The sequence below is a fragment of the Microcystis sp. M015S2 genome, from assembly GCF_020245945.1.
GTDB lineage: Bacteria > Cyanobacteriota > Cyanobacteriia > Cyanobacteriales > Microcystaceae > Microcystis.
Window position 1 is genome coordinate 109,984 of sequence record NZ_JADBTX010000050.1, and the last position, 23,880, is coordinate 133,863.

General features: G+C 44.5%; 20 protein-coding genes. 11 read left to right on the top strand and 9 right to left on the bottom strand.

Annotated elements, in window-relative coordinates; genetic code table 11:
• The first annotated feature begins 4 nt into the window (after nucleotides 1-4).
• Nucleotides 5-1,360, top strand: a complete 1,356-nt coding sequence (gene opcA, locus IM473_RS10720) for a glucose-6-phosphate dehydrogenase assembly protein OpcA (protein WP_287657770.1) — start codon at nucleotides 5-7, stop codon at nucleotides 1,358-1,360.
• Between the two features lie 259 nt (nucleotides 1,361-1,619).
• Entirely contained in the window at nucleotides 1,620-2,204 is a 585-nt protein-coding gene (locus IM473_RS10725) for a Uma2 family endonuclease (RefSeq protein ID WP_287657772.1), read from the top strand.
• A gap of 193 nt (nucleotides 2,205-2,397) precedes the next feature.
• On the opposite strand, the gene IM473_RS10730 is transcribed toward IM473_RS10725, so the two are convergent.
• On the bottom strand, nucleotides 2,398-3,618 hold the full coding sequence (locus IM473_RS10730; RefSeq protein WP_287657774.1) for a phosphoglycerate kinase: 1,221 nt from the start codon (nucleotides 3,616-3,618) through the stop codon (nucleotides 2,398-2,400).
• Nucleotides 3,619-3,781: 163 nt separating this feature from the next.
• Here IM473_RS10730 and IM473_RS10735 point away from each other — a divergent pair, with 163 nt between their 5' ends.
• The 3 genes from IM473_RS10735 to IM473_RS10745 all read left to right on the top strand — a co-directional run bounded on the left by IM473_RS10735 (nucleotide 3,782) and on the right by IM473_RS10745 (nucleotide 5,136).
• Nucleotides 3,782-4,192, top strand: a complete 411-nt coding sequence (locus tag IM473_RS10735) for a universal stress protein (protein WP_287657775.1) — start codon at nucleotides 3,782-3,784, stop codon at nucleotides 4,190-4,192.
• 287 nt (nucleotides 4,193-4,479) lie between these two features.
• Nucleotides 4,480-4,962, top strand: a complete 483-nt coding sequence (locus tag IM473_RS10740) for a photosystem I reaction center protein subunit XI (protein WP_045361306.1) — start codon at nucleotides 4,480-4,482, stop codon at nucleotides 4,960-4,962.
• Between the two features lie 57 nt (nucleotides 4,963-5,019).
• The gene (locus IM473_RS10745; protein ID WP_004162778.1) at nucleotides 5,020-5,136 is read left to right on the top strand and encodes a photosystem I reaction center subunit VIII; all 117 of its coding nucleotides are present in this window, start codon (nucleotides 5,020-5,022) and stop codon (nucleotides 5,134-5,136) included.
• A gap of 320 nt (nucleotides 5,137-5,456) precedes the next feature.
• Here the strand turns inward: IM473_RS10745 and IM473_RS10750 are convergent, their stop codons facing one another.
• Complete coding sequence (locus tag IM473_RS10750; RefSeq protein WP_287657777.1) at nucleotides 5,457-7,652, bottom strand: ATP-binding protein; 2,196 nt, start codon at nucleotides 7,650-7,652, stop codon at nucleotides 5,457-5,459.
• A gap of 358 nt (nucleotides 7,653-8,010) precedes the next feature.
• Here IM473_RS10750 and cobN point away from each other — a divergent pair, with 358 nt between their 5' ends.
• From cobN to IM473_RS10770, 4 genes are all read left to right on the top strand, one after another.
• Nucleotides 8,011-11,652, top strand: a complete 3,642-nt coding sequence (cobN, locus tag IM473_RS10755; protein WP_287657778.1) for a cobaltochelatase subunit CobN — start codon at nucleotides 8,011-8,013, stop codon at nucleotides 11,650-11,652.
• A 91-nt stretch (nucleotides 11,653-11,743) separates the two neighbouring features.
• Entirely contained in the window at nucleotides 11,744-12,127 is a 384-nt protein-coding gene (locus IM473_RS10760) for an AAA family ATPase (RefSeq protein ID WP_353738137.1), read from the top strand.
• Between the two features lie 221 nt (nucleotides 12,128-12,348).
• On the top strand, nucleotides 12,349-13,401 hold the full coding sequence (locus IM473_RS10765; protein WP_287657781.1) for a phosphotransferase enzyme family protein: 1,053 nt from the start codon (nucleotides 12,349-12,351) through the stop codon (nucleotides 13,399-13,401).
• Nucleotides 13,402-13,608: 207 nt separating this feature from the next.
• Entirely contained in the window at nucleotides 13,609-13,989 is a 381-nt protein-coding gene (locus IM473_RS10770) for a DUF7682 family zinc-binding protein (RefSeq protein ID WP_002747647.1), read from the top strand.
• Nucleotides 13,990-14,027: 38 nt separating this feature from the next.
• On the opposite strand, the gene IM473_RS10775 is transcribed toward IM473_RS10770, so the two are convergent.
• The gene (locus IM473_RS10775) at nucleotides 14,028-14,495 is read right to left on the bottom strand and encodes a DUF29 domain-containing protein (RefSeq protein ID WP_287657782.1); all 468 of its coding nucleotides are present in this window, start codon (nucleotides 14,493-14,495) and stop codon (nucleotides 14,028-14,030) included.
• Between the two features lie 361 nt (nucleotides 14,496-14,856).
• On the opposite strand from IM473_RS10775, the gene IM473_RS10780 reads away from it, so the two are divergent.
• On the top strand, nucleotides 14,857-15,777 hold the full coding sequence (locus tag IM473_RS10780) for an ROK family protein (protein WP_287657783.1): 921 nt from the start codon (nucleotides 14,857-14,859) through the stop codon (nucleotides 15,775-15,777).
• An 11-nt stretch (nucleotides 15,778-15,788) separates the two neighbouring features.
• Here the strand turns inward: IM473_RS10780 and IM473_RS10785 are convergent, their stop codons facing one another.
• On the bottom strand, nucleotides 15,789-16,391 hold the full coding sequence (locus tag IM473_RS10785; RefSeq protein WP_287657785.1) for a Crp/Fnr family transcriptional regulator: 603 nt from the start codon (nucleotides 16,389-16,391) through the stop codon (nucleotides 15,789-15,791).
• Between the two features lie 229 nt (nucleotides 16,392-16,620).
• Nucleotides 16,621-17,259, bottom strand: a complete 639-nt coding sequence (locus IM473_RS10790; RefSeq protein ID WP_104396341.1) for an LON peptidase substrate-binding domain-containing protein — start codon at nucleotides 17,257-17,259, stop codon at nucleotides 16,621-16,623.
• A 632-nt stretch (nucleotides 17,260-17,891) separates the two neighbouring features.
• Between IM473_RS10790 and IM473_RS10795 the strand changes: the two genes are divergently transcribed.
• Nucleotides 17,892-18,848 carry an RNA polymerase sigma factor, RpoD/SigA family gene (locus IM473_RS10795; protein ID WP_287657786.1) on the top strand — a complete coding sequence of 319 codons (957 nt, stop codon included), beginning with the start codon at nucleotides 17,892-17,894 and terminating at the stop codon, nucleotides 18,846-18,848.
• Nucleotides 18,849-18,953: 105 nt separating this feature from the next.
• Here IM473_RS10795 and IM473_RS10800 read toward each other — a convergent pair whose 3' ends face one another.
• From IM473_RS10800 to IM473_RS10815, 4 genes are all read right to left on the bottom strand, one after another.
• On the bottom strand, nucleotides 18,954-19,829 hold the full coding sequence (locus tag IM473_RS10800; RefSeq protein ID WP_287657787.1) for an S-methyl-5'-thioadenosine phosphorylase: 876 nt from the start codon (nucleotides 19,827-19,829) through the stop codon (nucleotides 18,954-18,956).
• An 82-nt stretch (nucleotides 19,830-19,911) separates the two neighbouring features.
• Nucleotides 19,912-20,238: an urease subunit beta gene (gene ureB / locus IM473_RS10805; protein WP_045356217.1), complete on the bottom strand. Its 327-nt coding sequence runs from the start codon at nucleotides 20,236-20,238 to the stop codon at nucleotides 19,912-19,914.
• 19 nt (nucleotides 20,239-20,257) lie between these two features.
• Complete coding sequence (gene ureA, locus IM473_RS10810; protein ID WP_002738360.1) at nucleotides 20,258-20,560, bottom strand: urease subunit gamma; 303 nt, start codon at nucleotides 20,558-20,560, stop codon at nucleotides 20,258-20,260.
• Between the two features lie 803 nt (nucleotides 20,561-21,363).
• Nucleotides 21,364-23,880: bluetail domain-containing putative surface protein (locus IM473_RS10815; RefSeq protein WP_287690442.1), on the bottom strand; the 2,517-nt coding region annotated here is incomplete at its 5' end.

Here is a 23,880-nt window from a genome sequence, read left to right on the forward strand (position 1 = left end):
TGACATGACCACCCAAAGCCCCCCCATTGTCTCCCTGCAAGCACCGAAAGATGTTTCCATCGATGTGATCGAGCAGGAACTGCGCGATATCTGGCAATCCTATAATAATAATGAGGATGGGATGGCCGCCACCCGGGCCACCACCTTTAGCTTTATTGTCTATGAACCCGATGCGGTACAGGAATTGTTAACCCTTCTCGGCTATTACACCGGCCCGATTGATGGTATTGCCGGTCCGCGGACCCACGCCGCCATCAAAGTCGCCCAGAAGGACCTAGAACTAGAAGTAACTGGGCTTTCTAGCGATGAATTTGTCGCCCGGTTAAGGGCGGCCTGGGAAGCGGAAAAAAACGCCGAGGATGGGGCTAATCATCGTCAATACGCCGCCGATTTGGATGCGATTGGGGTCGCTGATGCGATTGCTGCTTCCAATCCCTGTCGCATTATTACCCTCTGTCCCACCGCCGAGGCCGATGAAGGGGTAAAAGCCTCTGTTTCTGCCTATTGTCCCGTTAACAAACGTAGTCAGAACACTTTAGTTTGCTGTGAATACGTCACTTTAAGCGGTACAGCGGAAGCTTTGGAACGAATTGGCGGCATTATTTCCGAGTTAACTATTCCCAGTTTGCCCAAATTTCTCTGGTGGAAAGCCAGTCCCGATGCGGAATATGGACTATTTAAGCGTCTGGCCAGTCAATGTGATACGATTATCGTCGATTCCAGCACTTTTCGGGAACCGGAAACGGAACTGCTGCAAGTGGGGGATTTATTAGCCACAGATGTACCATTAGCTGACCTGAACTGGAGTCGTCTCGCTCCTTGGCAAGAACTAACCGCCGAGGCTTTTGATCCGCCGGAGCGCCGGGATGCTATTCTGGAAGTCGATCGCATTACTATTGATTATGAAAAGGGCAATCCTTGCCAAGCTTTTATGTTCCTCGGTTGGATGGCCAGCCGGTTACAATGGCGACCGGTGGGATATAGTCACCGGTCGGGAGATTACGCTATTCATCGGATTAGCTTCCTCGGTCAGGACCAGCGTTTAATTGAGGCGGAATTAGCCGGTATTCCCGTGGCCGATTGGGGTGAGATACAAGGGGATCTGATTAGTATTAAACTCAGTTCTACTAATCTTCAGGCTGATTGTTGCACGGTAATTTGTTCGGGAACTACCGGCTGTATGCGGATGGAAGCTTCGGGAGGGGCCCAATCTTGCCGGGTTGAACAAGTGTCCCATCTGGAAGACCAAAAAACAGAAACTCTCCTAGGTAAACAGTTACAGCGTTGGGGCCAGGACGTGCTTTATCAAGAAAGCATGAAAGTCACCGGTGCTATCCTCAAATTATCCCAACCAGATTAACAAATTAACAACAATAATCCCACCCACTTTGGAGAGACCTTGTTAACAAGGTCTCTCGATATTTATACAGCAGTCAGCACCTGATTAAAACCGATAATTATAAGTAGGTAGGCGTTAAAAATTATCAGACACCCCCCTTATCAAGGGGGGCAGGGGGGATCGAACCTAAAATCCATTTTTAATTTAATTATAACCAGCTACTTACCTTTTCAGAAAACAGGTTATTATAAAGACAGAGCTTTGCTTTCAAGGGGGCAATATGGTCGCAACCACTGAGAAACGCTACACAGTCGCAGAATACTTTCAACTAGAGGAAACCGCCACCGACAGACACGAGTATCGAGATGGAGAAATTATTATTATGACTGGGGGAACTCCTAACCATAATCGCATTGCCTTGAATTTCTGTAGAAAATTTCCCTTAACTATCCAGAATCAAGCCTATGATATATTTATCAACGATCTACGCTTGGCCATACCCGCCTATAATATGTACACCTATCCCGATATTATGATCGTTAAGGGGGAACCAATTCTTGAAAGAGGACGCACCGATACGATTACCAATCCACAGGTGATTATCGAGGTTTTATCAAAATCTACTCAAGACTATAATCGGGGTGATAAGTTTAAGTTTTATCGCTCTCTTGATAGTTTTGAAGAATATATTTTAATCGATCAATATGGTTATTATATAGAACAGTTTCATAAAAGAGCCGATCATTGGGAATTTCGGGATTATCACGATCAAGAAGCGATTTTAACTTTGTTTTCTCTAGATTTTCAAATATCCCTGACAGATTTATATCAGCGGGTGGATTTTACCGCAATTGAAATATCCTAATGATACTAAATCCGTTGAGTATAGGCTACATATCAGGACAGGCAATAGGTAATAGAGGCTATAGATAATCAGTCTTTAATAACCAGATTTGGTATTATAGTTCATAATTCATAATTCATAATTCATAATTCATAATTCATAAAAAAAGGCAGGCCAGGACCCACCTTATTTCAACCTTAGATATTAGCGATAATTATGCCTCATCGAGAGCCGCAATACCGGGTAAAACCTTACCTTCGAGTAATTCCAAACTAGCGCCACCACCGGTGGAAATATGGCTCATCTGCTCGGCTAAACCGACTTTTTCTACAGCCGCAACTGAATCGCCGCCGCCGATAATTGTCGTCACACCCTTGGGCGTTAAATCTGCAAGAGTGCGGGCGATCGCTTCCGTGCCGACAGCAAACTGATCAACTTCAAACACCCCCATCGGACCATTCCAGATTACCGTCTTACAATCTGCTAAAGCATCCTGAAAAACTTTCACCGATTCCGGTCCAATATCTAAACCCATCCAGCCGTCAGGGATAGCATCAATGCTAACAATTTGGGTATCGGGTGCGGGTTTGTCATTTTTGGGGAAGTAGCTGGCAACGACAACATCGGAGGGGAGGAGAAATTCTATTCCCTTCTCCTTCGCTTTGATTTCTAAGGACTTTGCTAACTCTAGCTTATCTTCTTCTACCAAAGACCCCCCCACATTCAAGCCGCGGGCCTTGTAGAAAGTAAAGATCATACCGCCACCGATGAGCAGTTTATCGCACTTTTCTAATAGAGTGTCAATCACGCCAATTTTACTAGAAACCTTAGAACCGCCGATAATCGCCGCTAGGGGACGTTGGGGAGTTTCAATAGCTGCTTGTAGGTAGTTTAACTCTTTTTCAATCAAATAACCCGCCACCGAGGGGCTGAGATAGTGGGTAACGCCTTCCGTGGAAGCGTGGGCGCGGTGGGCGGTACCAAAAGCATCATTAACGTATAAATCGGCATTAGCGGCTAATTGCTTGGCAAAATCGGGATCATTTGCCTCCTCTTCACCGTGGAAACGCAGATTTTCTAAAAGGGCCACTTGACCGTTAGACATTTGGCTAATCGCTGCCGTAACTCCCTCACCAATACAATCGGGACACATGATCACTTCTTGGCCTAGTAATTCCGAGAGACGTTTAGCCACAGGAGTCAGACGCAAATTTTCTTTAACTTGACCGTCGGGGCGACCCATGTGGCTGCATAAAATAACCTTAGCCCCTTTTTTGATTAAATCCTCAATCGTTGGTAGTGCCGCCCGAATGCGGGTATCATCGCTGATTGCCCCGGTGGCTTTGTCCATGGGAACGTTAAAATCGACCCGGACTAAGACCCGTTTACCCGCTAAATCAGCCTCTGTTAAATTCGCTACTGTTTTTTTTGGCACAGCCCATAACCTCCTAGATTGCTTACCGTACAATAAAGATTAAATCAGGGTATCGCTACTTGCGGCAATTACTTTGACAAAGATTATTTCAGATTTGGGGATCAGTTTTGCAGTTCCAAGACCGATTTGCCCAGAAAAATTTGATTGGAGAGACTTGTTAATTATGTTTGAGACGATTTTATTTCCCATCGACCACAGCCGCGAAAGTCGTGACGCTACCAGTAGTGTGATCGAATTAGTCAAAATCTTTGACAGTCGTTTGGTCCTGTTGTCGGTGGTGGAAACGACACCCACCGGAGAAATTGCCGCCGACGATAAGATGAGTTCGATCGAAGCGGTGGATAGATTGTTACAATCGGCGCGAGCGATTTTCGCCCAAGCTAACATCAATGCGGAAATGATTGAAAGGGAGGGAATGCCTTCTTTTGTCATCTGTGATGTGGCCGATGAAATTAATGCTCACCTGATCGTTATGGGTTGTCGCGGTTTAGGATTAACCGGCGAAGGTGTGTCCGAAAGCGTCACCACCAAAGTTATTAACCTTGCCCCCTGTCCGGTGTTGATTATCCCTTAATCAGTAATCAGTGAGCAGTGAGCAGTGAGCAGTGATCAGATGTGAGTTGTCAGTTCACTGTTTACTGATCACTGAAACAAAGCTCCCCTTCTCCCCCACTCCCTTCTCCCTCACTCCCCACTCCCCCGTCTTCTGAGAGAAATGTAACGAATTGTGAGAGTTTCAGCCGTCAACCCTTGAAAACTCGATCGATGGGGTTGCTTGAAGTAATTCTTAGGCCTAAAGTGTAATCTTAAAGTTTTATGATCAATTTTCCCGTTGATCGGAAAAAGGAGAACTCAAACACAATGGCTGAAACTGGATACAAACAGGTGGTGACACCCTACAATGATGATCCGTTCATTGGTCATCTAGCTACCCCCATTTCCGCTTCTGGTTTTACCAAAGCTTTTATTGGTAACTTACCTGCCTATCGTCCCGGTCTAGCCCCGATTCTGCGCGGTCTAGAAGTGGGTATGGCCCACGGTTATTTCCTCGGTGGTCCCTGGGTTGTCCTGGGCCCCCTGAGAGACTCGGAATATGCTAATCTTGGCGGCTTAATCCCCGCTTTAGCCATGGTTCTCTTGGCTACGGGTTGTTTAGCTAGTTATGGTCTTGTCTCTTTCCAAGGTAAGGCAGCTACTGGTGATCCGCTGAAATCGGCCGAGGGTTGGAGTCAATTCGCCGCCGGTTTCTTTATTGGTGGTATGGGTGGCGCTTTTGTGGCCTATTTCCTCCTAGAAAATCTTGGTGTCGTTGATGGCATCATGCGCGGGGTTTTTAATCAATAATTAACCCTTTTTCTACCTGATTATCATTTCCTTATTTTTTTACTAGGAGCATTTGACATGACTGGTGACTACGCAGCTTCTTATCTGCCTTGGATTTTAATCCCGATCGTCTGTTGGTTAATGCCAGCCGTGGTTATGGGGTTGTTATTTATCTATATCGAAAGTGAATCCTAATTTAACCTCAGTTCGGGATAAGCTAAAACCCTGATGCTACCGTAGCCTGAAACTCCTATTCTTTCGTGGAAGCTATGGCAAAATTCCCTTAAACCGAACTCAGGTTAATTTAGTCTAGGATTCCTGCAATTAAGGACTTGAAAATTAGCTATTTAATAGTTAGTTTTCAAGTCCTATTTTCTGAGGAAAAAAGAAAATGAAAATTGGTAAAACCCTACACCCCACACCCTGCATCCCACACCCCACACCCCACACCCTACACCCTACACCCCACACCCCACACCCCACACCCACGAAAAACTTTTTGCCGCAAACCCTACTTATAAAGCGGTTAGATAGCGGATTTTTTCCAACAAGAGGGAGGGTTGAATCGGTTTGAGGAGATAGTCGTCAATGCCATGACGACCGAGAAAATTAACGCTGATTTCAGGGGTATCATTCAAGATTAGCACTTTACTGGCTTGAGTTTGGCTGGATTTTTTTAAGAGATGACAGAGATGATATATATCGGGCATTTTTCGATCGACAATTATAATACTTGGCTGCACGATCTCAATTTTTTTGATAGCGGAGACACTATCGATTAACCAAATAACTTGATAATGTGCCACCATCAATAACTCACAAATAAGATTGGCGATTTCTTCGTCACTTTCAATCAACACTATAGTGGGATGGTGGTGATTAAAATGGGGATTATGATCCGAGGGTTGGGGTTTGGGGGGCTTTTGTTGAGGTAAACGGACGGTAAAGATGGAACCTTTATCTAAGCAAGATTCTACCTCGATCGTGCCGCGATGGAGTTCCACTAATTGTTTAGTTAAAGCCAATCCTAATCCTACACCACCATAACGACGTTTCCGAGAGCCATCCAATTGGGTAAATTTTTCAAACAGAAGCGGTATTTTTTGAGCAGGAATGCCGATGCCCGTGTCCTCTACCTGAAAAATGACCTGACTGCCTTCTTTCCACAGTCTCAGCGTGACAGCACCCTGTTCGGGGGTAAATTTCAGGGCATTTTTTAACAAGTATAAAAGTATCTGCTGAACTCGATCATAATCGGCATAAAAATAATGCTCTTTTTCGGTGATTTTCATCTCTAAAATCAGATTAATTTCTTTATTTTCTGCCTCCATTTTGATAATTTCTAAAACGTGATTACAGAGATATTTTAGCGAAAATTGTTTAATATCTAAAGCGGCTTTTCCTGCCGAAACTTGCGAGAAATTAAGCAAATCATTGATTAATTCTAATAGTTTATTGCCGTTATCCTGAATAACTTTTAGATAGTTTTTTTGTTTGTCGGGAGGTAAAAAATTATTAGCTGCCGAGCATTTTTGCAGGGTACTGGACAAACCGATAATACAAGTTAGGGGAGTTAATAACTCATGACTAATATTATTTAAAAATTCACTTTTGCAGAGGTTAGCGGCTTCCGCGGCCATTAAAGTATCTTGTAATTCTTGGGTTCTTTCTATTACCCGGCGTTCAAAAATATCTTTTTGTTCCTGTACTTGAGAATATAATTGCGCTTGATAGATAGCGATGGCGAGATGTTCCCCAATCTGACCTAAAAATTTCTTTTCTTGCGGCAACCATCGGCGTTTTTCTTGACATTGATGGGCAATTAATAAACCCCACAATTCTTCTTGTACCACAATCGGGGCGATTAATTTTGATTGCACTTGGTGTTGTCGCAAAAATTCCGACAAACAGAAGGAAGAAGAATAGTTAACATCCACATCATCCACGGCCAGAATTAATCCTTGACGATACTTTTCCTTGTATTGGGGAATATAGGAAAAACAATCGTCTTCGGGGGTTAAATTTAACACCGAATTTATCTGGTCAGAAATGCGCGACTCGGAAGTTATTTTTCCCTTTCCCTCCCCGGTACCGGGGAAAAATTGATAAATTAACAATCGGTCCACTTGCAGAAACTCTCGCGCTTCCCTGACTACGGTTTCCAGAATCACCGGTATCTCCAGACTCTGACGCATCTGGGTGATGACTTGGTTTAATAATCTTTCCTGTTGGATTTGTTGGGATAGGGCAGCTTCTACCGGTTGACAAACGGAGAAGATGCGGGGACAACCCCCCTCAGCAGACGGAGAAGAAATTATCGAGAGAATTTTGACTAAAATTTTATTTTGAAAACTGCTGACATTATTGGATAGAGGCAGATTTAAAATTTGATAACCCTGCTGAATTTTTGGGTTGTGGAGAGACTTGACGGACAGTCCTTGCAGAAAGTTTTTAATCGTGTTCGCTTCAAAACTAATGCGGACTTCGTACTCAAAGTTATGTGCTTGGGGACTGGCTAACAATAAAGCTTGTAGGTCAGTGGAAAGCAAGAGTTGATAGATTTCCCCCGTCTTTAGGGGCAGCTCTCTTTCACTGAGACTAATCCTCGGTGCTGTCACCTGTATTGCCAACTGTCCCCACCAAGAACGAATTTGTTGGAGGTGAGTAGATGACAACACTTGACAGCAAACATAAGCGGGAGCAGCATTCATTTATCAGTTATCATTTATCAGTTATCATTTATCAGTGATCACTGATCAGTTATCAGTGATCAGTTATCAGAAGGCAGGAGGCAGGAGGTGATAGGGTGATAGGGTGATAGGGTTTTAGTTGAAATTCCCCCACTTCCCACTTCCCACTTCCCACTTCCCAGTCATCAGTAAGGGGACTGGGAAGTGGGTTTTAGTGAAGATTTTTCTTAATCCCTATCCCCTATCCCCTAATCCCTATTCCCTGTTCTTTAAATTGCCGCAGACAGATATAATCATCTCTATCTACCTAAGAATGATCCCTCGATCGAGACCCTGATTCTCAAAACCTAATCATTATTTAACCTGACTCTCAAAACTTATGCACCGTATTGCTCCCCAAGCGGGTGGTTGGACAGCGGATACCGAAGGGGTGATTATTATTGACCAAAATCCGGCCCCGATTGTTCTCCTCACCATGGCTGATACCGATATTCAAACTCTAGCGGCAGCTATCGACCATCTACCCGATAATTTTCCCGCAATTCGCGCCCTCAATTTATCGCAGTTACAGCAGCAATACAGTATCGATAACTATGGGGACAAGGTACTATCCCAAGCAAGAGTGATTATTCTTCGCTTATTGGGGGGACGGGGGAGTTGGTCCTACGGGTTGGAAGTAGTTAAGGAAATTGTCGAGGAAACCGGTGCGACTTTATTTGTCCTCCCGGGAGAGGATAAACCGGATTTAGAGTTGATGAGTCATTCCACTGCTTCCCTGACTACTGTTAACCAGTTATGGTGCTATTTCACGGAAGCAGGGATAGATAACTGGATTAATGCTGCTAAATTTATCGCGCATACCTGTCTCCATCTCGACTATTCTCCCTCTCCTCCTAGGGTTGTCCCTAGGTGGGGAATCTATTCCCAGATAACCCTATCCCAACCCCAAGCACGGACTTGGATACTTTTCTATCGTTCCCATTATCTCGCAGGTAATACCAAAGCTATCGATGCTTTAATCAGCGCTTTCACCCAAAGAAATATTGAAACTGTCCCTATCTTTCTCTCCTCTCTGCGGGAAATTGAAGTGCAAGAGGAACTATTAACCCTCTTTTCCCAGCATCCCCCAGACCTAATTCTCGACACCACTAGCTTCTCTATCCAACGACCAGAAGACAAACAAAATCATCACTTCTGGCAGTCCCTCAATAAACCCATCTTCCAAGTTATCCTCAGCAGCAGCAGTTTAGAAGCTTATCAACAGGGTTATCAAGGTCTTTCCCCCCGGGATGTGGCCATGAATATCGCTTTACCGGAAATGGATGGCAAAATTATCACCCGCGCTATTTCCTTTAAATCTGTCCTCACCCGACATCCCAAACTAGAAACGGAAATAGTTATCTATCAACCCCTCCCCCACCGGGTTGATTTTGTCGCTGATTTAACCGCAAACTATTGTCAACTCTCCTCCCTTCCCAACTCCCAGAAAAAAATTGCTCTCATTTTCCCCAACTATCCCAATAAGGATGGTCGTATCGCTAACGGAGTTGGTTTAGATACCCCCGCTAGTGGTTTGGAAATTCTTCGCGCACTACAAACCCAAGGTTATACCCTCACCGACCTCCCCGACCATAGCGATGAATTAATGCGATTGCTGATTTCCGGTATCACTAATGACCTGGAGACAAGGGAATTAAAACCTATCTATCAATCTCTCTCCCTAGAAGCATATCTAGATTATTTCTCCTCCCTTCCCCCCGATAATCAAAGCGCTCTGCTTGACCGTTGGGGATATCCAGACAAGGATTTCCCTATCCCCGGCATCCAGTTAGGTAATGTCTTTATCGGTATTCAACCTTCTCGCGGTTATGACCTTGACCCGACTCTTAATTATCATTCCCCCGACCTGGAACCTACCCACAGCTATCTCGCTTTTTACCATTGGTTACGACGGGAATTCCAAGTCACTGCTGTGATTAATCTCGGTAAACACGGCAATTTAGAATGGCTACCGGGGAAAAGTCTCGCTCTTTCTCCCCATTGTTATCCCGAAATTGCTTTCTCGTCGCTGCCGAATTTTTATCCGTTTATTGTCAATGACCCCGGAGAAGGTTCCAGCGCTAAAAGACGTTCCCAAGCTGTTATCATCGACCATCTCACTCCCCCGATGACGCGAGCGGAATTGTATGGGGATTGGGAAAAGTTAGAGTCCCTCATCGATGAATATTATCAGGCAGAATCTCTTGATCCTTCTCGTTTAGCTCTGATTCGCGAGCGGATTAGTGATCTGGTGGCGAAAACTAATCTCGATCGAGAGCTAGGCACGATCTCGCGTAGCGAGCGCGTTGCGACCAGCGCTTCCTTTGGTCAATTTCTCACCGTCGTGGATGGTTATCTCTGTGAACTCAAGGAAGCACAAATCCGCGACGGTTTACATATCTTCGGTCAATGTCCCCAGGGTCAGCAGTTAATTGATTTAATCCAATCGATTGCTCGTTCTCCTAGTCCCGACCGCCCCGGTTTAACCCGTTCGATCGCCCTTGACCTCCATCTCGACTGCGACCCCCTGACGGAATATAACGATACTACTACTTATCTGGAAGGTCTCGCTCAGGATTTAATTAGCCGGAAAATTGAACCTGTAGGCGAAAATACGGCAAAAGAATTGGTTTGGCTAGAAAATCAGTTAATTCCTGCTTTAAAACAAACCCCCGATGAACTTACCTATCTCTTAAAAGGTCTCGCTGGCCAATACGTCCCCAGTGGTGCTTCCGGCGCTCCTACCCGCGGCCGTCCTGATGTTCTCCCCACCGGCAGAAATTTCTATTCCGTCGATACCCGCGCAATCCCCACAGAAACCGCGTGGGAAGTGGGAAGAAAGGCCGCAGAGGCACTAATTGAACGTTATACCCAAGAAAATGGCGAATATCCCCGCACTTTGGCGATTTCTATCTGGGGAACTTCGACGATGAGAAATAGTGGCGAAGATGTGGCCGAAGCCATGGCTTTACTGGGAATTCGTCCCCTTTGGGATGGGTTTTTCCGTCGGGTGGTCGGGTTTGAAATCCTTACCCCGTCTAGCTTAGGCCGTCCTCGCATTGATGTGACCGTTCGGGTATCGGGCTTTTTTAGGGACAGTTTCCCCAGCATACTACATCTTCTTAATTCTGGCATAAATGCGGTAGCTTGTCAAGAGGAAGAGGAAAAAATTAATCCTTTAGCGGCGAAAGTGAAGACAGAGAGGGAGTTTTGGCTAAGTCAGGGCTTAGGAGAAAAAGAGGCGAAACTGAGAGCTACTGCCAGAATCTTTGGCTGCAAACCGGGTGCTTACGGGGCCGGTTTACAGGGGTTAATCGAGTCACAAAACTGGCAAAATGATCAAGACTTAGCTAATGCTTATATTAACTGGAGTTGTTATGCCTATGATAGCCAAGGAACTGCCCATTCTTTACCGGAAGTATTGAGAAATAGACTACAAGAATTAGAGATAGTGCTGCACAATCAGGACAATCGAGAACACGACATTTTCGACTCCGATGACTACTATCAATTTCAAGGCGGCTTAACTGCCAGTGTCCGGGCATTAACCGGCAAAAATCCCGTCACCTATTTTGGTGATCATTCCCGTCCGGAAAATCCCCGCATCAGAAGCCTAGAGGAAGAAATTCGCCGGGTATATCGTTCGCGAGTGGTTAACCCCAAATGGATAGCGGGAGTGATGCGACACGGCTATAAAGGCGCTTTCGAGATGGCTGCGACCGTAGATTATATTTTTGCCTACTCTGCCACTACTCATCTGGTGGAGGATTTTATCTATCAGGGAGTAGCCGAAGCTTATTTATTTGACCACAAGGTACAACAATTTATTCAGGAGAAAAACCCCTGGGCATTGCGAGATATGGCCGAAAGATTATTAGAAGCTCAACAACGGGGATTATGGACTCAGGTAGACCAGAAAACCTTAGATCGATTGAGGGCAATTGTCCATGAGGCCGAAGGAGCGATCGAATCGGGTCAGTAATTAATAACTGCTCTAGAATCAGTCTATCAAGAAATTGCTCAAATTACTTTAGTAATGAGAAACGGGACTAAATAATGGCCGGAATTGAGGGATTGAGGGATTGAGGATTAAAAATTATCGAGCGCTCAAGGATATAACCCTGGGCAAGTTATGGAACACTCAAAATCGAGATTCTCTGACACCGATGACGGCCGTTATCGGCAAAAATGGTGTGGGAAAAAGTACACTTTTTGATGCGTTCGGTTTTTTATCTGATTGTCTTAAAGGAGGAGTAGAAGAAGCTGGTGATGCGCGAGGTCGGGGCGGCTTTGAGCGTCTTCGTTCCCAGGGTCAGGAAGGAAGCATTGAATTTCAGATTTATTACCAAGAAGATTACAATTCCCGACCAATTACCTATGAATTTGGCTATTTTCGAGATAAACTACGTCATTTCAGTAACGAAGAATCAACAACTTTAGTACAGCTTTTCTCATAAAGATGAAGTGTAACCTAATTTGGTATTAACGACCGACTCCCCAAAACGAAAACTTCCCATCTCACCATTCAGATAACTGCTGTAGGTACTGAAAACTCAAATCTGATAACTTACAGAGGAATGTAGCGAAATATACGGAGCGATCGAACTGATTTGTAATATATGTGGCCTATAAAATAGGATGATGCGAGCGTTGTCCATACTTGCATCGGGAGGGAACCGTGACGACTTTTCTGGCTTCGCTCAATTTACTGCCTTCTAGTTCTCCCGCTACTAATTTTCAGACCCGGGAATGGACTTTTCCCACACTCTACTCCACTCTTGCTCCTGCTGCCCTAGCAGATTTAGTTTTTTCTCGTTACGAGATTGATGTACCGAAAAATTGTCAATTTTGGCATCGGGGTTTAAGTGATGTCTATCTCCTCGAAACCCTGACAACTCCCTACATTTTGCGCGTATCTCACTGCCATTGGCGCAGCAAAATGGAAATCGACTTCGAGTTAGAATTATTAGATTATCTCGATCGCTCTCAGGTTCCCGTCGCCGCCCCAATTCGCACCAAAAACGGTGATTTATCCCTAGAAATTAATGCCCCAGAAGGGAAACGTTACGCCGTCCTCTTTCCCTATGCTCCTGGAGGAATTGCTATTGGGGACATAGATATAGAACAAGCCTATCATTTAGGGGCGATCGTGGCTAATTTACATCGGGTGACGGCAGACTTTCAACCCCTAGCCTATCGTCATCCCCTCAACCTCAAATATCTTCTCGACGATTCCCTGCAAATCATCGCACCTTTTCTGCACCAACGACCGACCGACCTAGACTGTGTCTTAGAAACCATTGGGGAAATAGAGGAAGAAACCGCTAAATTACCGACAGAATCTCCCTATTGGAGCATTTGTTGGGGCGATCCTCATAGTGGTAATGTACATATCACCCCTGATAATCAGATGACCCTATTTGATTTCGATCAGTGCGGTTATGGTTGGCGAGTTTTTGATATCGCTAAATTTCTGCAAGTTTCCCTACAATCCGGCTTAAATCGCCAGGTTCGCCATGGTTTCATCCAAGGTTACGATCAAACAGTGCCTTTAACCGATGGTGAATTATCTTGTCTTCAGTATCTCACCCAAGCGGCCTATATTTGGTCTTGGTCAATTAGTTTAAATAACCTGCGTTTAACCGATTATAGTCGTCTCTGCGCCAATTATTTTAGTAGCCGTTTGGCCATTCTCAAACGTTTAAGAACCCAAGAATGGGAATTATTCTAAGCACCCTTAATCCTGTTGGTGACAGCAGGCCCTAACTAACCAAGATCAACTTTCTTGCTGGTCAATGGCCAAACGAGGTATCGATCCCTGTATGCTGGTAAGTATAGATAATCACTAGGTAAAGACTTTCTTCTCCATCTGCCAAAAGTGAAGCAAGCTTTACCGCTTTTGAATACTCTCTCACAGGCTCACAGACAGATGGTTATTATGTCCAGAAGAAAGAAAAAGTTTCCCTGTGGTCACAAGGGTTATGGCCAAGTCTGCCATCATTGCGCTCAACTAGATGCCGCTTGGGAAGAAAGAAAACGTCAAAAAAATGCTTGGGAAGCCACTTTTTCCCAAGATCCGATCGATCTGCGGGAATTACCGAAAAATGTGGTACTTAAAGCTAGGGAAATCCTGCAAGGATTACAAAATCACCGCAATTATCGAGATTTCCACGGTAAACGATTGCGACACGATCGCTTTATTATCAGTATCCCCGTTACCCGCAATTATCGCCTCATCTGTCGCGACCACGGCAATCTGCTCGTCCCGGAGGCAGTGATCTCTCACGAGGACTATAATGTCTGTAAACCGGGTAGGTGAAGCTAATCTTTAGTTTGCTTGGGAAGATTTATCGCTGTTTATGTCTCCCCAAAATCCGGCAGCCAATTTTGATCGAGAATCTCCTCTAGACTAGCTAACACTTCCCCGGGGAAAATACTGGCATCTAATCCAGTTATATCAATAATTATCTCCCGAGCATCAGTGTAACATTCCTCAAGTATCTCGGATAAATAGGGTTTGAGACTGGGACTATCTCTCAGTATTTTCTTGATTTGTTTCCGAAAGGTTCTAATTTCCCCTTTCCATCCAGCTTGATTATAATCTCGTTGGGATTGCCAGTAAGTTAACTTCAGTAAATGTTCTAAAAGTCGAGTTAATAAACTTTCTAATGCTCGTCGTTCACTTTTTCCCAAATCTGCCAACTCCTCTAATAAATTCGGCCAATCTACCGCTTGAAAATCCCCTTGACGCAATTGGTTGATAGTATTTTCTAACCAAAGCTGATAATCGCTATCGTAGAGAGTTGGGATGGTAACTTTGATCATTTTTGAAATGGGGAAAAATAAGGAGTTAAGCTGCAGGTATCCAAACTATAGGAGAAATTTGGGCTAATCAATCAGCTAGTCTTGCCGGTTTAGCCGAATTATCCTCTCGATCAGGAAGGGAGAAGGCTCTCTTATTCTTTGTGTGATAAGTTTAACTTATATAAGAGCGATCAATCTTTGTGTCCTTTCTGTCTTTGTGGTTCGTTCCACTCGCTCGCCAGCATGAATGTATCTTAGAATACATTTTACCCAGCAAACCCAAGAGAGCCAGGAGAATCGGCAATCACATCTAACCGCGAAAAAAACCGCCAAAAAGAGTGATAATAAACCTAGCTATTCCCAGAGTAACAAGGAAAGCCCGATGGTGAAAACAGTAATAGGTGTCGATTTAGGTGGAACGGCTATTAAAATTGGTAAATTTGACCAAGAGGGCAATTGTATCGAATCTCTCACCTTGACCACTCCCCAACCCGCTACACCCAAAGAAGTCGCCCTTACCATACATCAAGGCATTTGTCAAGTAAATTTAGATAAAAGTTGTCAAGCCATCGGTGTGGGAACGCCGGGGCCAGCGGATGCTCAGGGAAGAATTGCCAAAATAGCGATTAATTTGGCAGGATGGCGGGATATTCCCCTCGCCGATTGGTTAGAAGAAAGTACGGGAATGCCGACAATTTTAGCCAATGATGCCAATTGTGCCGGTTTAGGGGAAGCTTGGTTAGGAGCGGGCAAACGGTTTCAAAACTTGATCCTGTTGACCTTGGGGACGGGAGTAGGAGGGGCAATTATCCTCGATGGTCACTTATTTGTCGGCAGCAAGGGAACAGCCGCAGAATTAGGCTTAATAACCCTCAATTTTGACGGTCCATTGTGCAATAGCGGTAATCAGGGTTCCTTAGAACAATACGCCTCCCTGCAAGCTATTCGCCGGATGACTGGCAAAGAACCGAAGCAATTGGCGGAATTGGCCGAAAAAGGCGATCGAGAGGCTTTAGAATTCTGGCAGGGTTACGGTTGTTTACTGGGGGCTGGTATCGCCAGTTTACTCTATGTTCTCACCCCAGAGGCGGTAATTATCGGCGGCGGCATTAGCGCCAGTGCTAAGTTTTTCTTTCCCTCTCTGCTCGCAGAAATCGAAAGACGGGTTTTACCTAGTTCCAGAGAAGGATTAGAGGTATTAACGGCCGAGTTAGGTAATCGCGCCGGGATGGTGGGGGCTGCTAAATTAGCTTGGCAATTATTGGACCTCCGCAAGGAGTCTATTATGGCGGTATCTGACTAAAATTGTCTGACTTAATCGTGAATAATTAAATGGCGATCGCCATCGATACTCACCCATCCCTGACGCTGAAACTCGCCTAACAAACGCGTCACCGTTACTCTCGTGGTAGCGATAGCATTGGCGAGATTTTGATGGGTTAAACGTATCTTTAAACGACTGCCTTGGGCGATTGGTTCTCCCATTTCCCGCTTTAATAACTGTAGTAACTGCTGGAGACGTTCCTCCACTCGTTTCAGTCCTGCGATCGCAAGAAGCGATTCCGTTTGTTGTTGACGACGGATCATTTGATTTAACATCATCCTAGTTAATTCCGCCGAATTTTCTACTTCGGCGATCGTGTACCATTTTAGGTACAGTTCCGACAAGGCTCTGGCGTGATAGGATTCTAGATGGGTCAAATTTAAGCCGAAAAAGTGGGATGAATGAACCCAGCCTAGTAAAATTTCCTCTCCACTCTCAGATACTTGACTTAGTTGCGCCATACCCCGATAAACTTGCCAGACTCCATCAACCACCAGAGGAATATTTTCCCCGCGATCATAAAAATGGAGCCGACGACTCTCGCTATAGTCTTCTCGGAAGGGTGAGACGCTGGGATTATAGGTCAGCAACATGATCAAAGTTCTCCTGGGTGAGGGGCTAACAATTTTAACCCCACTTTACTGTATCAAGGTAAACATTAGGTAATCCCCAGATTAACAGTTATCAGTTATCAGTTATCAGTGGGTAAGTCATCAGTTTTCAGATGTGAGTTATCAGTTCACTGATTACTGATTACTGTTCACTGTTCACTGAAATAACTTCCCCATTTCCTTCTCCCGCAGCTGAAAAACCTACAGATCATTAATTTAAAGCATCTTTAAGAGCCGTGCGAGCGGCCAGATGATTGCGGGTCGAGGTGAGAATTTCCGATTCTCGTTGGAGACGACTGACTGTATCGAGCATTTCTAATAAAGCTTGTTGTTCCCCGGCCACACCGTAGAGATTACCCGCCACCCAGTAGGATAATTCCAGGGGAAGACTGGGCAAATCGTCGGGGAGTTCAATTTTTTGAGCGGTTAATTTGGCTGAGAGATGAACCACATCCCGCAGCAGTCGATCCACTTCTGTGGCCAGAGGTCGCAGATCTTGGGTGGTGGGGACATCTTCAATCCACTCCACTAAACCGACGCGATAGGGTTTTTCCCGGACGTATTCTAGGACACGGAAGCGCTGTTGACCGATGGTGAGAATTTTTAGGCGATCATCTGGGAGACGTTGACAACGGACAACTTCCGCACAACTGCCCACTTTAGCAATTTCTCCCGTGGCCGGATCTACCATTAAGACCCCAAAACGGCGATCTTCTTCCAATATCGTATTCATCATAATCCGATAGCGAAACTCGAAGATGTGCAGGGGCAGAGGACGACCCGGGAATAAAACAACTTCGGGTAGGGGAAAGAGAGGTAATTCTCTAACGGCAATGGAAGAAGTGGCCATAGGTTTAGTAAAAAAAAACCGATCTTCTCTTATTTTTACACAATCCCCCCTGAACCGCTAGGCAAGGTCAATGGGCGGGAGACGGGAGACTGTGTTCAGGAGTCGGTCGTCAGCTTTTTCTCCCTTCTCCCCTGCTCCCCTGCTCCCTGCTCCCCATCTCCCCACTTCATAATTCATAATTCATAATTTATAATTCCCTCACCGCTCGATCTGCGACCGCTAAATGAGAAAATTGCTCATTTTGTCATCTAGATTGCATCCTGATGGGAAACCTTTGGGTAATCTATGAGTAGAGATACTCAAACCTCCTCTTCATTGCTGCTTTCCTGAGAGGGGTGATTTTTTTATCTCATAAACTTTACAATATTTAATGATTGTTGTAATATTAGTTAAATAAGCAAGGTTCTCACTACTTGCCATTTATGCCCAAAAACTCTATGTCTAGCTAAAAACTGGACTATAGAGGCAATTAAATCGTCAATTAGATTTCTCTCTATCCTTGAGTAATCACTTACCAATATCTTTACAAAACGAGAAGAAACCCTGATAGCATCTCCTTAACTGCCCCTTGGGGAAGCGATCCGAAAAACGCCATCAATCCCTGAATATCAACCCTCAATCGACGCGCACTCATGAAAACCTCGAAAAACCTTACCGATCCAGTTCGCGCCTATCTCAGAGAAATTGGCCGAGTTCCCCTTCTCACCCATGAAGAAGAAATTCTCTACGCGAAACAGGTACAAAGATTAATTTTTCTGGAAAAAATCAAAGAATCCCTAAGGGCGAAACTCGGCAGCGAACCCAGCGATCGCCAATGGTCAGAAGCGGCGGAAATTAGTGAAGAACAACTCCGTCGAGAATTGGGGGCAGGGGATTTCGCCAAACGCAAGATGGTAGAAGCGAACCTGCGTCTAGTGGTTTCCGTCGCTAAAAAATACCTAAAACGCAATCTAGATCTATTAGATCTCATCCAAGAGGGAACCATTGGGATGCAAAGAGGTGTGGAAAAATTCGATCCCACCAAAGGCTATCGCTTTTCCACCTATGCCTATTGGTGGATTCGCCAAGCCATCACCCGGGCGATCGCAGAAAAAAGTCGCACCATCCGTCTGCCCATCCACATCACCGAAAAACTGAATAAAATCAAAAAGGCCCAGCGTCAACTAGCTCAAGATAAAGGTCGCGCTGCCACCATTGCCGAATTAGCCGAGGAATTAGACCTAACTCCCAAACAGGTGCGAGACTACTTGGAAAGGTCCCGTCAACCCCTTTCCCTTGACTTAAAGGTGGGGGACAATCAAGACACGGAATTAGGGGAACTCTTGGAAGATACGGGACTTTCTCCCGAAGATTACACTACCTACTCTTCCCTGCAGGTGGATTTGGAAAAACTGATGGCAGACCTCACCCCTCAACAAAAAGAAGTGATTTGTCTGCGTTTTGGTTTAGATAATGGGCAGCCCCTCACCCTAGCAAAAATTGGCGTTCGACTCAATATCAGTCGTGAACGCGTCCGTCAGATCGAACGAGAAGCGATCGCTAAATTAAGAAAACGCAAGGGCAACATCAGAGAATACCTAGCTAGTTAAGCGAGAGATAACCTAGAATTTGGGTCAAATTGATCGTCTGGATCACAGCGAGAAAAATGACCCATTTCTAAATTCATGGGCGACTTTTCTCGGCTATTTCTCCACTTATTCAAGATATTTTTTCAAAAAGAGAGCTAATTTTTCTTTAGTGGCGACGGGAACAGAATCTAGACGGGTAAGAATAGCGTATTTAAGGGCAGAATGAGCGACGGAAACGGGAGGATCAGCTGCTAGACGGCGCACCGTTTCTTGGATAACTTTTTGGGCATTAATAGCGTTATGGTGTAGATTTTCGATCACCATTTCTACCGTGACATGATCGTGATCGGGATGCCAACAATCATAATCGGTAACTAGGGCTAAGGTAGCATAGGCAATTTCCGCTTCTCGGGCTAATTTTGCCTCGGTTAAATTGGTCATACCGATCACGGTTGCCCCCCAACTTCTATAGAGATTTGATTCCGCTTTAGTAGAAAAAGCCGGCCCCTCCATGCAGATGTATGTACCGCCCCGATGCAAGGTAACTTCCGGTAGGTTTAAACTAGCGACGGCATCCCCTAAAATTTGCGCTAATTGCGGACAAATGGGATCACCAAAGGCAACGTGGGCAACAATTCCTTCCCCAAAAAAAGTCGCTATTCTCTCTTTAGTTCTGTCAATAAATTGATCGGGAATGACTAAATCTAGGGGTTTAACTTCGGCTTTTAGGGAACCAACGGCCGAAGCGGAAATAATATATTCAACCCCTAATTGTTTGAGAGCGTGAATATTAGCGCGAAAGGGTAATTCGGTCGGTAAAAAATGGTGATTTCTGCCATGACGAGCTAAAAAGGCCACTTCTGTTCCCTCTAAAGTACCGAGAATTAAAGCATCGGAAGGAGAACCAAAAGGAGTATCGAGGGATACTTCCCGCACATCCTTGAGGGCATCCATTTTATACAAACCACTGCCGCCAATGATGCCAATTTTTACCGTCGTCATAGTCTTGGAAAGAATTAGTTATCGTTGCCTTGATGTTACCACAATTGAGCGATCGAACTGTGATAATTTTTCCGTCAAAGCCCTACTTTTTCTTTTTCTTGCCTTTGAGGGAACCATTAATTAAACCATTAAAGCCATAAATTTCTTCAGTTCCCGCGATGGCAACTAACTCCACCTCTTTCGTGTCTCCCGGTTCAAATCGAACTGATGTACCCGCGGGAATATTCAGATGGGTTCCTTTGGTTAATTCGCGCTGGAACTCTAGGGCCTCGTTAACTTCATAAAAATGATAGTGGGAACCCACTTGAATCGGTCGATCGCCTGTATTAGCCACAGAAATACGCAGGGTGTCGCGACCGACATTAATCTCGATCGCTCCGGATGGTGTGATAATTTCTCCCGGAATCATAACTGCTAAAAATCTCCTGTTAATGAATGGGATTGTGAACGGTAACTAATTTAGTACCATCGGGAAAAGTCGCTTCGATCTGCACTTCCGTAATCATTTCCGGGATGCCTTCCATTACCTCCTCACGAGTTAATAAAGTGGTGCCGTAACTCATCAATTCAGCGACGCTACGACCTTCCCTCGCACCTTCGAGGATGGCAGCGCTAATATAGGCGATCGCTTCGGGATAATTTAACTTGATACCGCGATTTTTGCGTCTTTCGGCGAGCAGTGCCGCCGTGAAAATGAGTAATTTATCTTTTTCTTGGGGCGAAAGTTGCATAGATAGGCCTTTTTTCACACAGATGCTAGGGTTATTGTAGTTGTTGGCCGGATATTTGTAGCGATCGAGTTGTGAAAATTTATTTACTTAGCCCCGATTATTGATGAAGATTTGGGAGAATACTCAAAAGTCTTGCTAGAAAGGTCATTCAGTCCTCTGGCTAAAAAACGGTCGGCAATTGGTGAATAATTCAGGCTAATAGACATCTCGAAAAATTATCACCCGATCACAGCTTGCTCTGCTCTTTTGTACTAATTAAATAGTTCGATAATGGGTTAATTAAAATCCTTTTTGTTTGGTAAGTTTCTTAACCAGAAAGAATTTTAGTCCCAAGATCATATTAGGTCGAGGTCTAATGTTCTGGATGATTTGAAATTCTACCGTTCCCGTTGTGGCAGTTTCTCAGTAGTCGCTTTTAAGTCCAGAAAATGGGTTTCTCCGAGAAACCCGTTTTCTAGGTGACTTAATGCTTCTTTCCGGGGTTCATGAGCTGCCTAAAGCACCCTACAATATCTGTTGTTTTATCTGATAAAAACCACAGAGACACAGAGGACACAGAGTTTTTTTATTGCGGTCAATTATCCCAATATAATCCAGTTACGGCGGCTTGTTAATTTGGTTTTTTTGACCGAATTGATAGCCACTTAACGAACAGAAAACGGGTTTCTCAAAGACAACGGATTTCTAAATAGTTTCTTGAAGAAACCCGTTTTCTAGGTGACCAGGGTTCATCATAATTGGCGGTTGTTGGGTTCATTTTTAATCATTATGCTAACCGAATTACATAAGGAGAGCTTAGAAACTTAGATAAAGAAATTACCCACCGGAATGCTCCCTAAAGCTGGTAAAGTACCAGTAAATCCAGTGATATTTATTAATAAATCATTGCTGGATTGGAAGCCAGCCGTGCTATCATTAATAACGAGGTAAGTTCCGGCTATCGCACCGCTTGTTACTTGCACTAAGGCGGCACTATTAACCGCTAATTCTTGATTACCTGTAGTGGCTCCATTGGCATCAGTAAATACTTGATTGACTAAATTCTGTAAAGTGGTGACAGTGCTATCAGCAGCGCGACTGAAACTACTAGGCGCACTCGTGGCAGTTCCACCTTGAGTTAATAAGTCAATTCTATCACTATTGATGGCAAAATCTGTGATACTATCGCTTGCGGATATGGTAGATTGACCAAATTGGAAGATGAAGGTATCTGCACCTAAACCACCGGTTAAAGTATCAATTCCCGCACCTCCATTGATTTGATTATTGCCACTATTTCCAGTGATATTATTGTTACCGGCGTTACCTGTACCGTTAATATTATTAGTGCCAATTAGTCTAAGGTTTTCGACATTGTTGGGTAAGGTGCGAGTGAGACTGCTTTGCCAAGTATCAGTAATGATAACTTCTCCTATTCCTCCTTCGGGATTGATGGTAGCATTAACGGGATTTGATAGGGTTACTGTAAAGGCTTCATCGGCTTCATTAAGGTTATCATTGAGGATGGGAATGCTAATAGTAGCGGTGGAAGTATTAGCAGCAATGGTGATAGTTCCGGTTTTGCTAGTGTAATCTACATTGGCGGTAGCGTTAACGGGTGCAGTGGTATAGTTGACGCTAATTGGTTGTGAATTGGGGTTATTGACAGTGACGGTGAGGGTTGCATTACTATCCTTACCTTCGACCACGGTGATGTCGTTGATGGAGAGTTGGAAAAAGTCGTCATTGGTAATTGTTCCCGTCACTGCGGTAGTTGTCCCAACTGTATAACCTGTCCCAGAAGTAAGAGTTAAAATGACGGTTTCGTTGGGTTCAATAGTTGTATCTGCTGTCGGGTCAATGGTTAAAGTAGCGGTACTGAGGCCAGCAGCCAAGGTAATTGTTCCAGTTGTTGACGTGAAAGTTGCTGCACCGGTTTGGCTATAGTCTGTATTAAAGATAGCTGTACCAGCAACGCTATAATTTACGGTCAAGGCATTAGTCAAATTGCCAGTACGGGTGAAAGTATAAACTAGATTAGTTGTCCCATCTTCAGCTACACTGACAGGATTGACGGTTAGGGTAACAGGTGAAGGTGTGGTATTACCAAAGTTGATATTATTGACAGTTTGACCTGAACCAACGACGACTGTGTGATAATTGGGACTATTGGGGAAAGTTTGACTGAAACCACTGGGAACAACTTCCCGCACAATGTAAGTTCCTGGTTGGACATTAGTAAAGCTATACTGTCCTGCTTCATCAATATTGGTGGTAGTAGGGTTATCAACGGCCGTGACTTGAGTTGGTTCTCCTGCATCTAAAACCCCGTTATTATTTAGGTCTAGGTAAATGCTTACTCCGCCTAATCCTGGTTCTTTGAAGCTTTGAGTTCCACTACCTAACCCATCAAAAACACCTAATAATTGGTCAGTACTGGTAAAGATACTAGCACTAGGATTAATTACTTGGAGATTACTGATGTTCGCATCGGTTCCTACGCCAAAAGCTGATAGCTTGACTCCTGCATTTTGTAAGGTGAGAACTTCATCGCTATAACTCCCCCCTGCGTTGTTTTCCCCATCGGAGATGAAAATCACATTTCCATTACCAGTAGTTGTTCCTATAGTCGTTAGGGTGTTGGTGGCTTTCTGTAAGGCTATTTCAAAGTTAGTTACACCTGAAGCTACTAGAGAACGTAGAATCTCTTCGACATCTTTAATGCCATTGTTATTGCTATCTGTGGCTGGATTTGTGGTCAATTGAATCCCGCTAATAGTTGGATTCATATCCCGTTGATTGGCACTACTTTCAAAGCTGACAATACTGACTTTAGCTGTAGAACCTAATCCTTTACTAACTAAGCGATTATTTAAGGCAATAAATCCCGCTATTTCGGCATCTAGTCGGGTATTGGCTGTACCATCATTATTAACATCTCCTACCGCTAACCCTTGAAATAGCGAACTTGTACTACCAGAAACATCAATTACAAAAACTATATCGGGAGGATTACCTTGAATTAGGTCTTCGCGGACTCCATTACCGTTGATGTCGTTCCATTTTAACCCTTGAATTCTTCCTGGATTATCATCATTGGTAATTGTCCCTGTCACTGCGGTAGTTGTCCCAATTGTATAACCTGTCCCTGCAGCGAGGGTTAAAATGACGGTTTCGTTGGGTTCAATAGTTGTGTCAGCAGTGGGGTCAACGGTTACAGTAGCAGTCGCTGAATTAGCAGCAAAGGTGACAGTATTGGTAGTCCCTGTACGAGTGTAATCGGTATTAAGAGTAGCTGTCCCTCCGAGGGTGTAATTGACGGTTAAAGGATTGGTTGTTAC

Bases quoted from the DNA above. Each gene is read 5' to 3' on its own strand.
- opcA (WP_287657770.1), top strand. From the start codon at position 5: ATGACCACCCAAAGCCCCCCCATTGTCTCCCTGCAAGCACCGAAAGAT.
- IM473_RS10725 (WP_287657772.1), top strand. From the start codon at position 1,620: ATGGTCGCAACCACTGAGAAACGCTACACAGTCGCAGAATACTTTCAA.
- IM473_RS10735 (WP_287657775.1), top strand. From the start codon at position 3,782: ATGTTTGAGACGATTTTATTTCCCATCGACCACAGCCGCGAAAGTCGT.
- IM473_RS10740 (WP_045361306.1), top strand. From the start codon at position 4,480: ATGGCTGAAACTGGATACAAACAGGTGGTGACACCCTACAATGATGAT.
- IM473_RS10745 (WP_004162778.1), top strand. From the start codon at position 5,020: ATGACTGGTGACTACGCAGCTTCTTATCTGCCTTGGATTTTAATCCCG.
- IM473_RS10750 (WP_287657777.1), bottom strand. From the start codon at position 7,652: ATGAATGCTGCTCCCGCTTATGTTTGCTGTCAAGTGTTGTCATCTACT.
- cobN (WP_287657778.1), top strand. From the start codon at position 8,011: ATGCACCGTATTGCTCCCCAAGCGGGTGGTTGGACAGCGGATACCGAA.
- IM473_RS10770 (WP_002747647.1), top strand. From the start codon at position 13,609: ATGTCCAGAAGAAAGAAAAAGTTTCCCTGTGGTCACAAGGGTTATGGC.
- IM473_RS10775 (WP_287657782.1), bottom strand. From the start codon at position 14,495: ATGATCAAAGTTACCATCCCAACTCTCTACGATAGCGATTATCAGCTT.
- IM473_RS10780 (WP_287657783.1), top strand. From the start codon at position 14,857: ATGGTGAAAACAGTAATAGGTGTCGATTTAGGTGGAACGGCTATTAAA.
- IM473_RS10785 (WP_287657785.1), bottom strand. From the start codon at position 16,391: ATGTTGCTGACCTATAATCCCAGCGTCTCACCCTTCCGAGAAGACTAT.
- IM473_RS10790 (WP_104396341.1), bottom strand. From the start codon at position 17,259: ATGGCCACTTCTTCCATTGCCGTTAGAGAATTACCTCTCTTTCCCCTA.
- IM473_RS10795 (WP_287657786.1), top strand. From the start codon at position 17,892: ATGAAAACCTCGAAAAACCTTACCGATCCAGTTCGCGCCTATCTCAGA.
- IM473_RS10800 (WP_287657787.1), bottom strand. From the start codon at position 19,829: ATGACGACGGTAAAAATTGGCATCATTGGCGGCAGTGGTTTGTATAAA.
- ureB (WP_045356217.1), bottom strand. From the start codon at position 20,238: ATGATTCCGGGAGAAATTATCACACCATCCGGAGCGATCGAGATTAAT.
- ureA (WP_002738360.1), bottom strand. From the start codon at position 20,560: ATGCAACTTTCGCCCCAAGAAAAAGATAAATTACTCATTTTCACGGCG.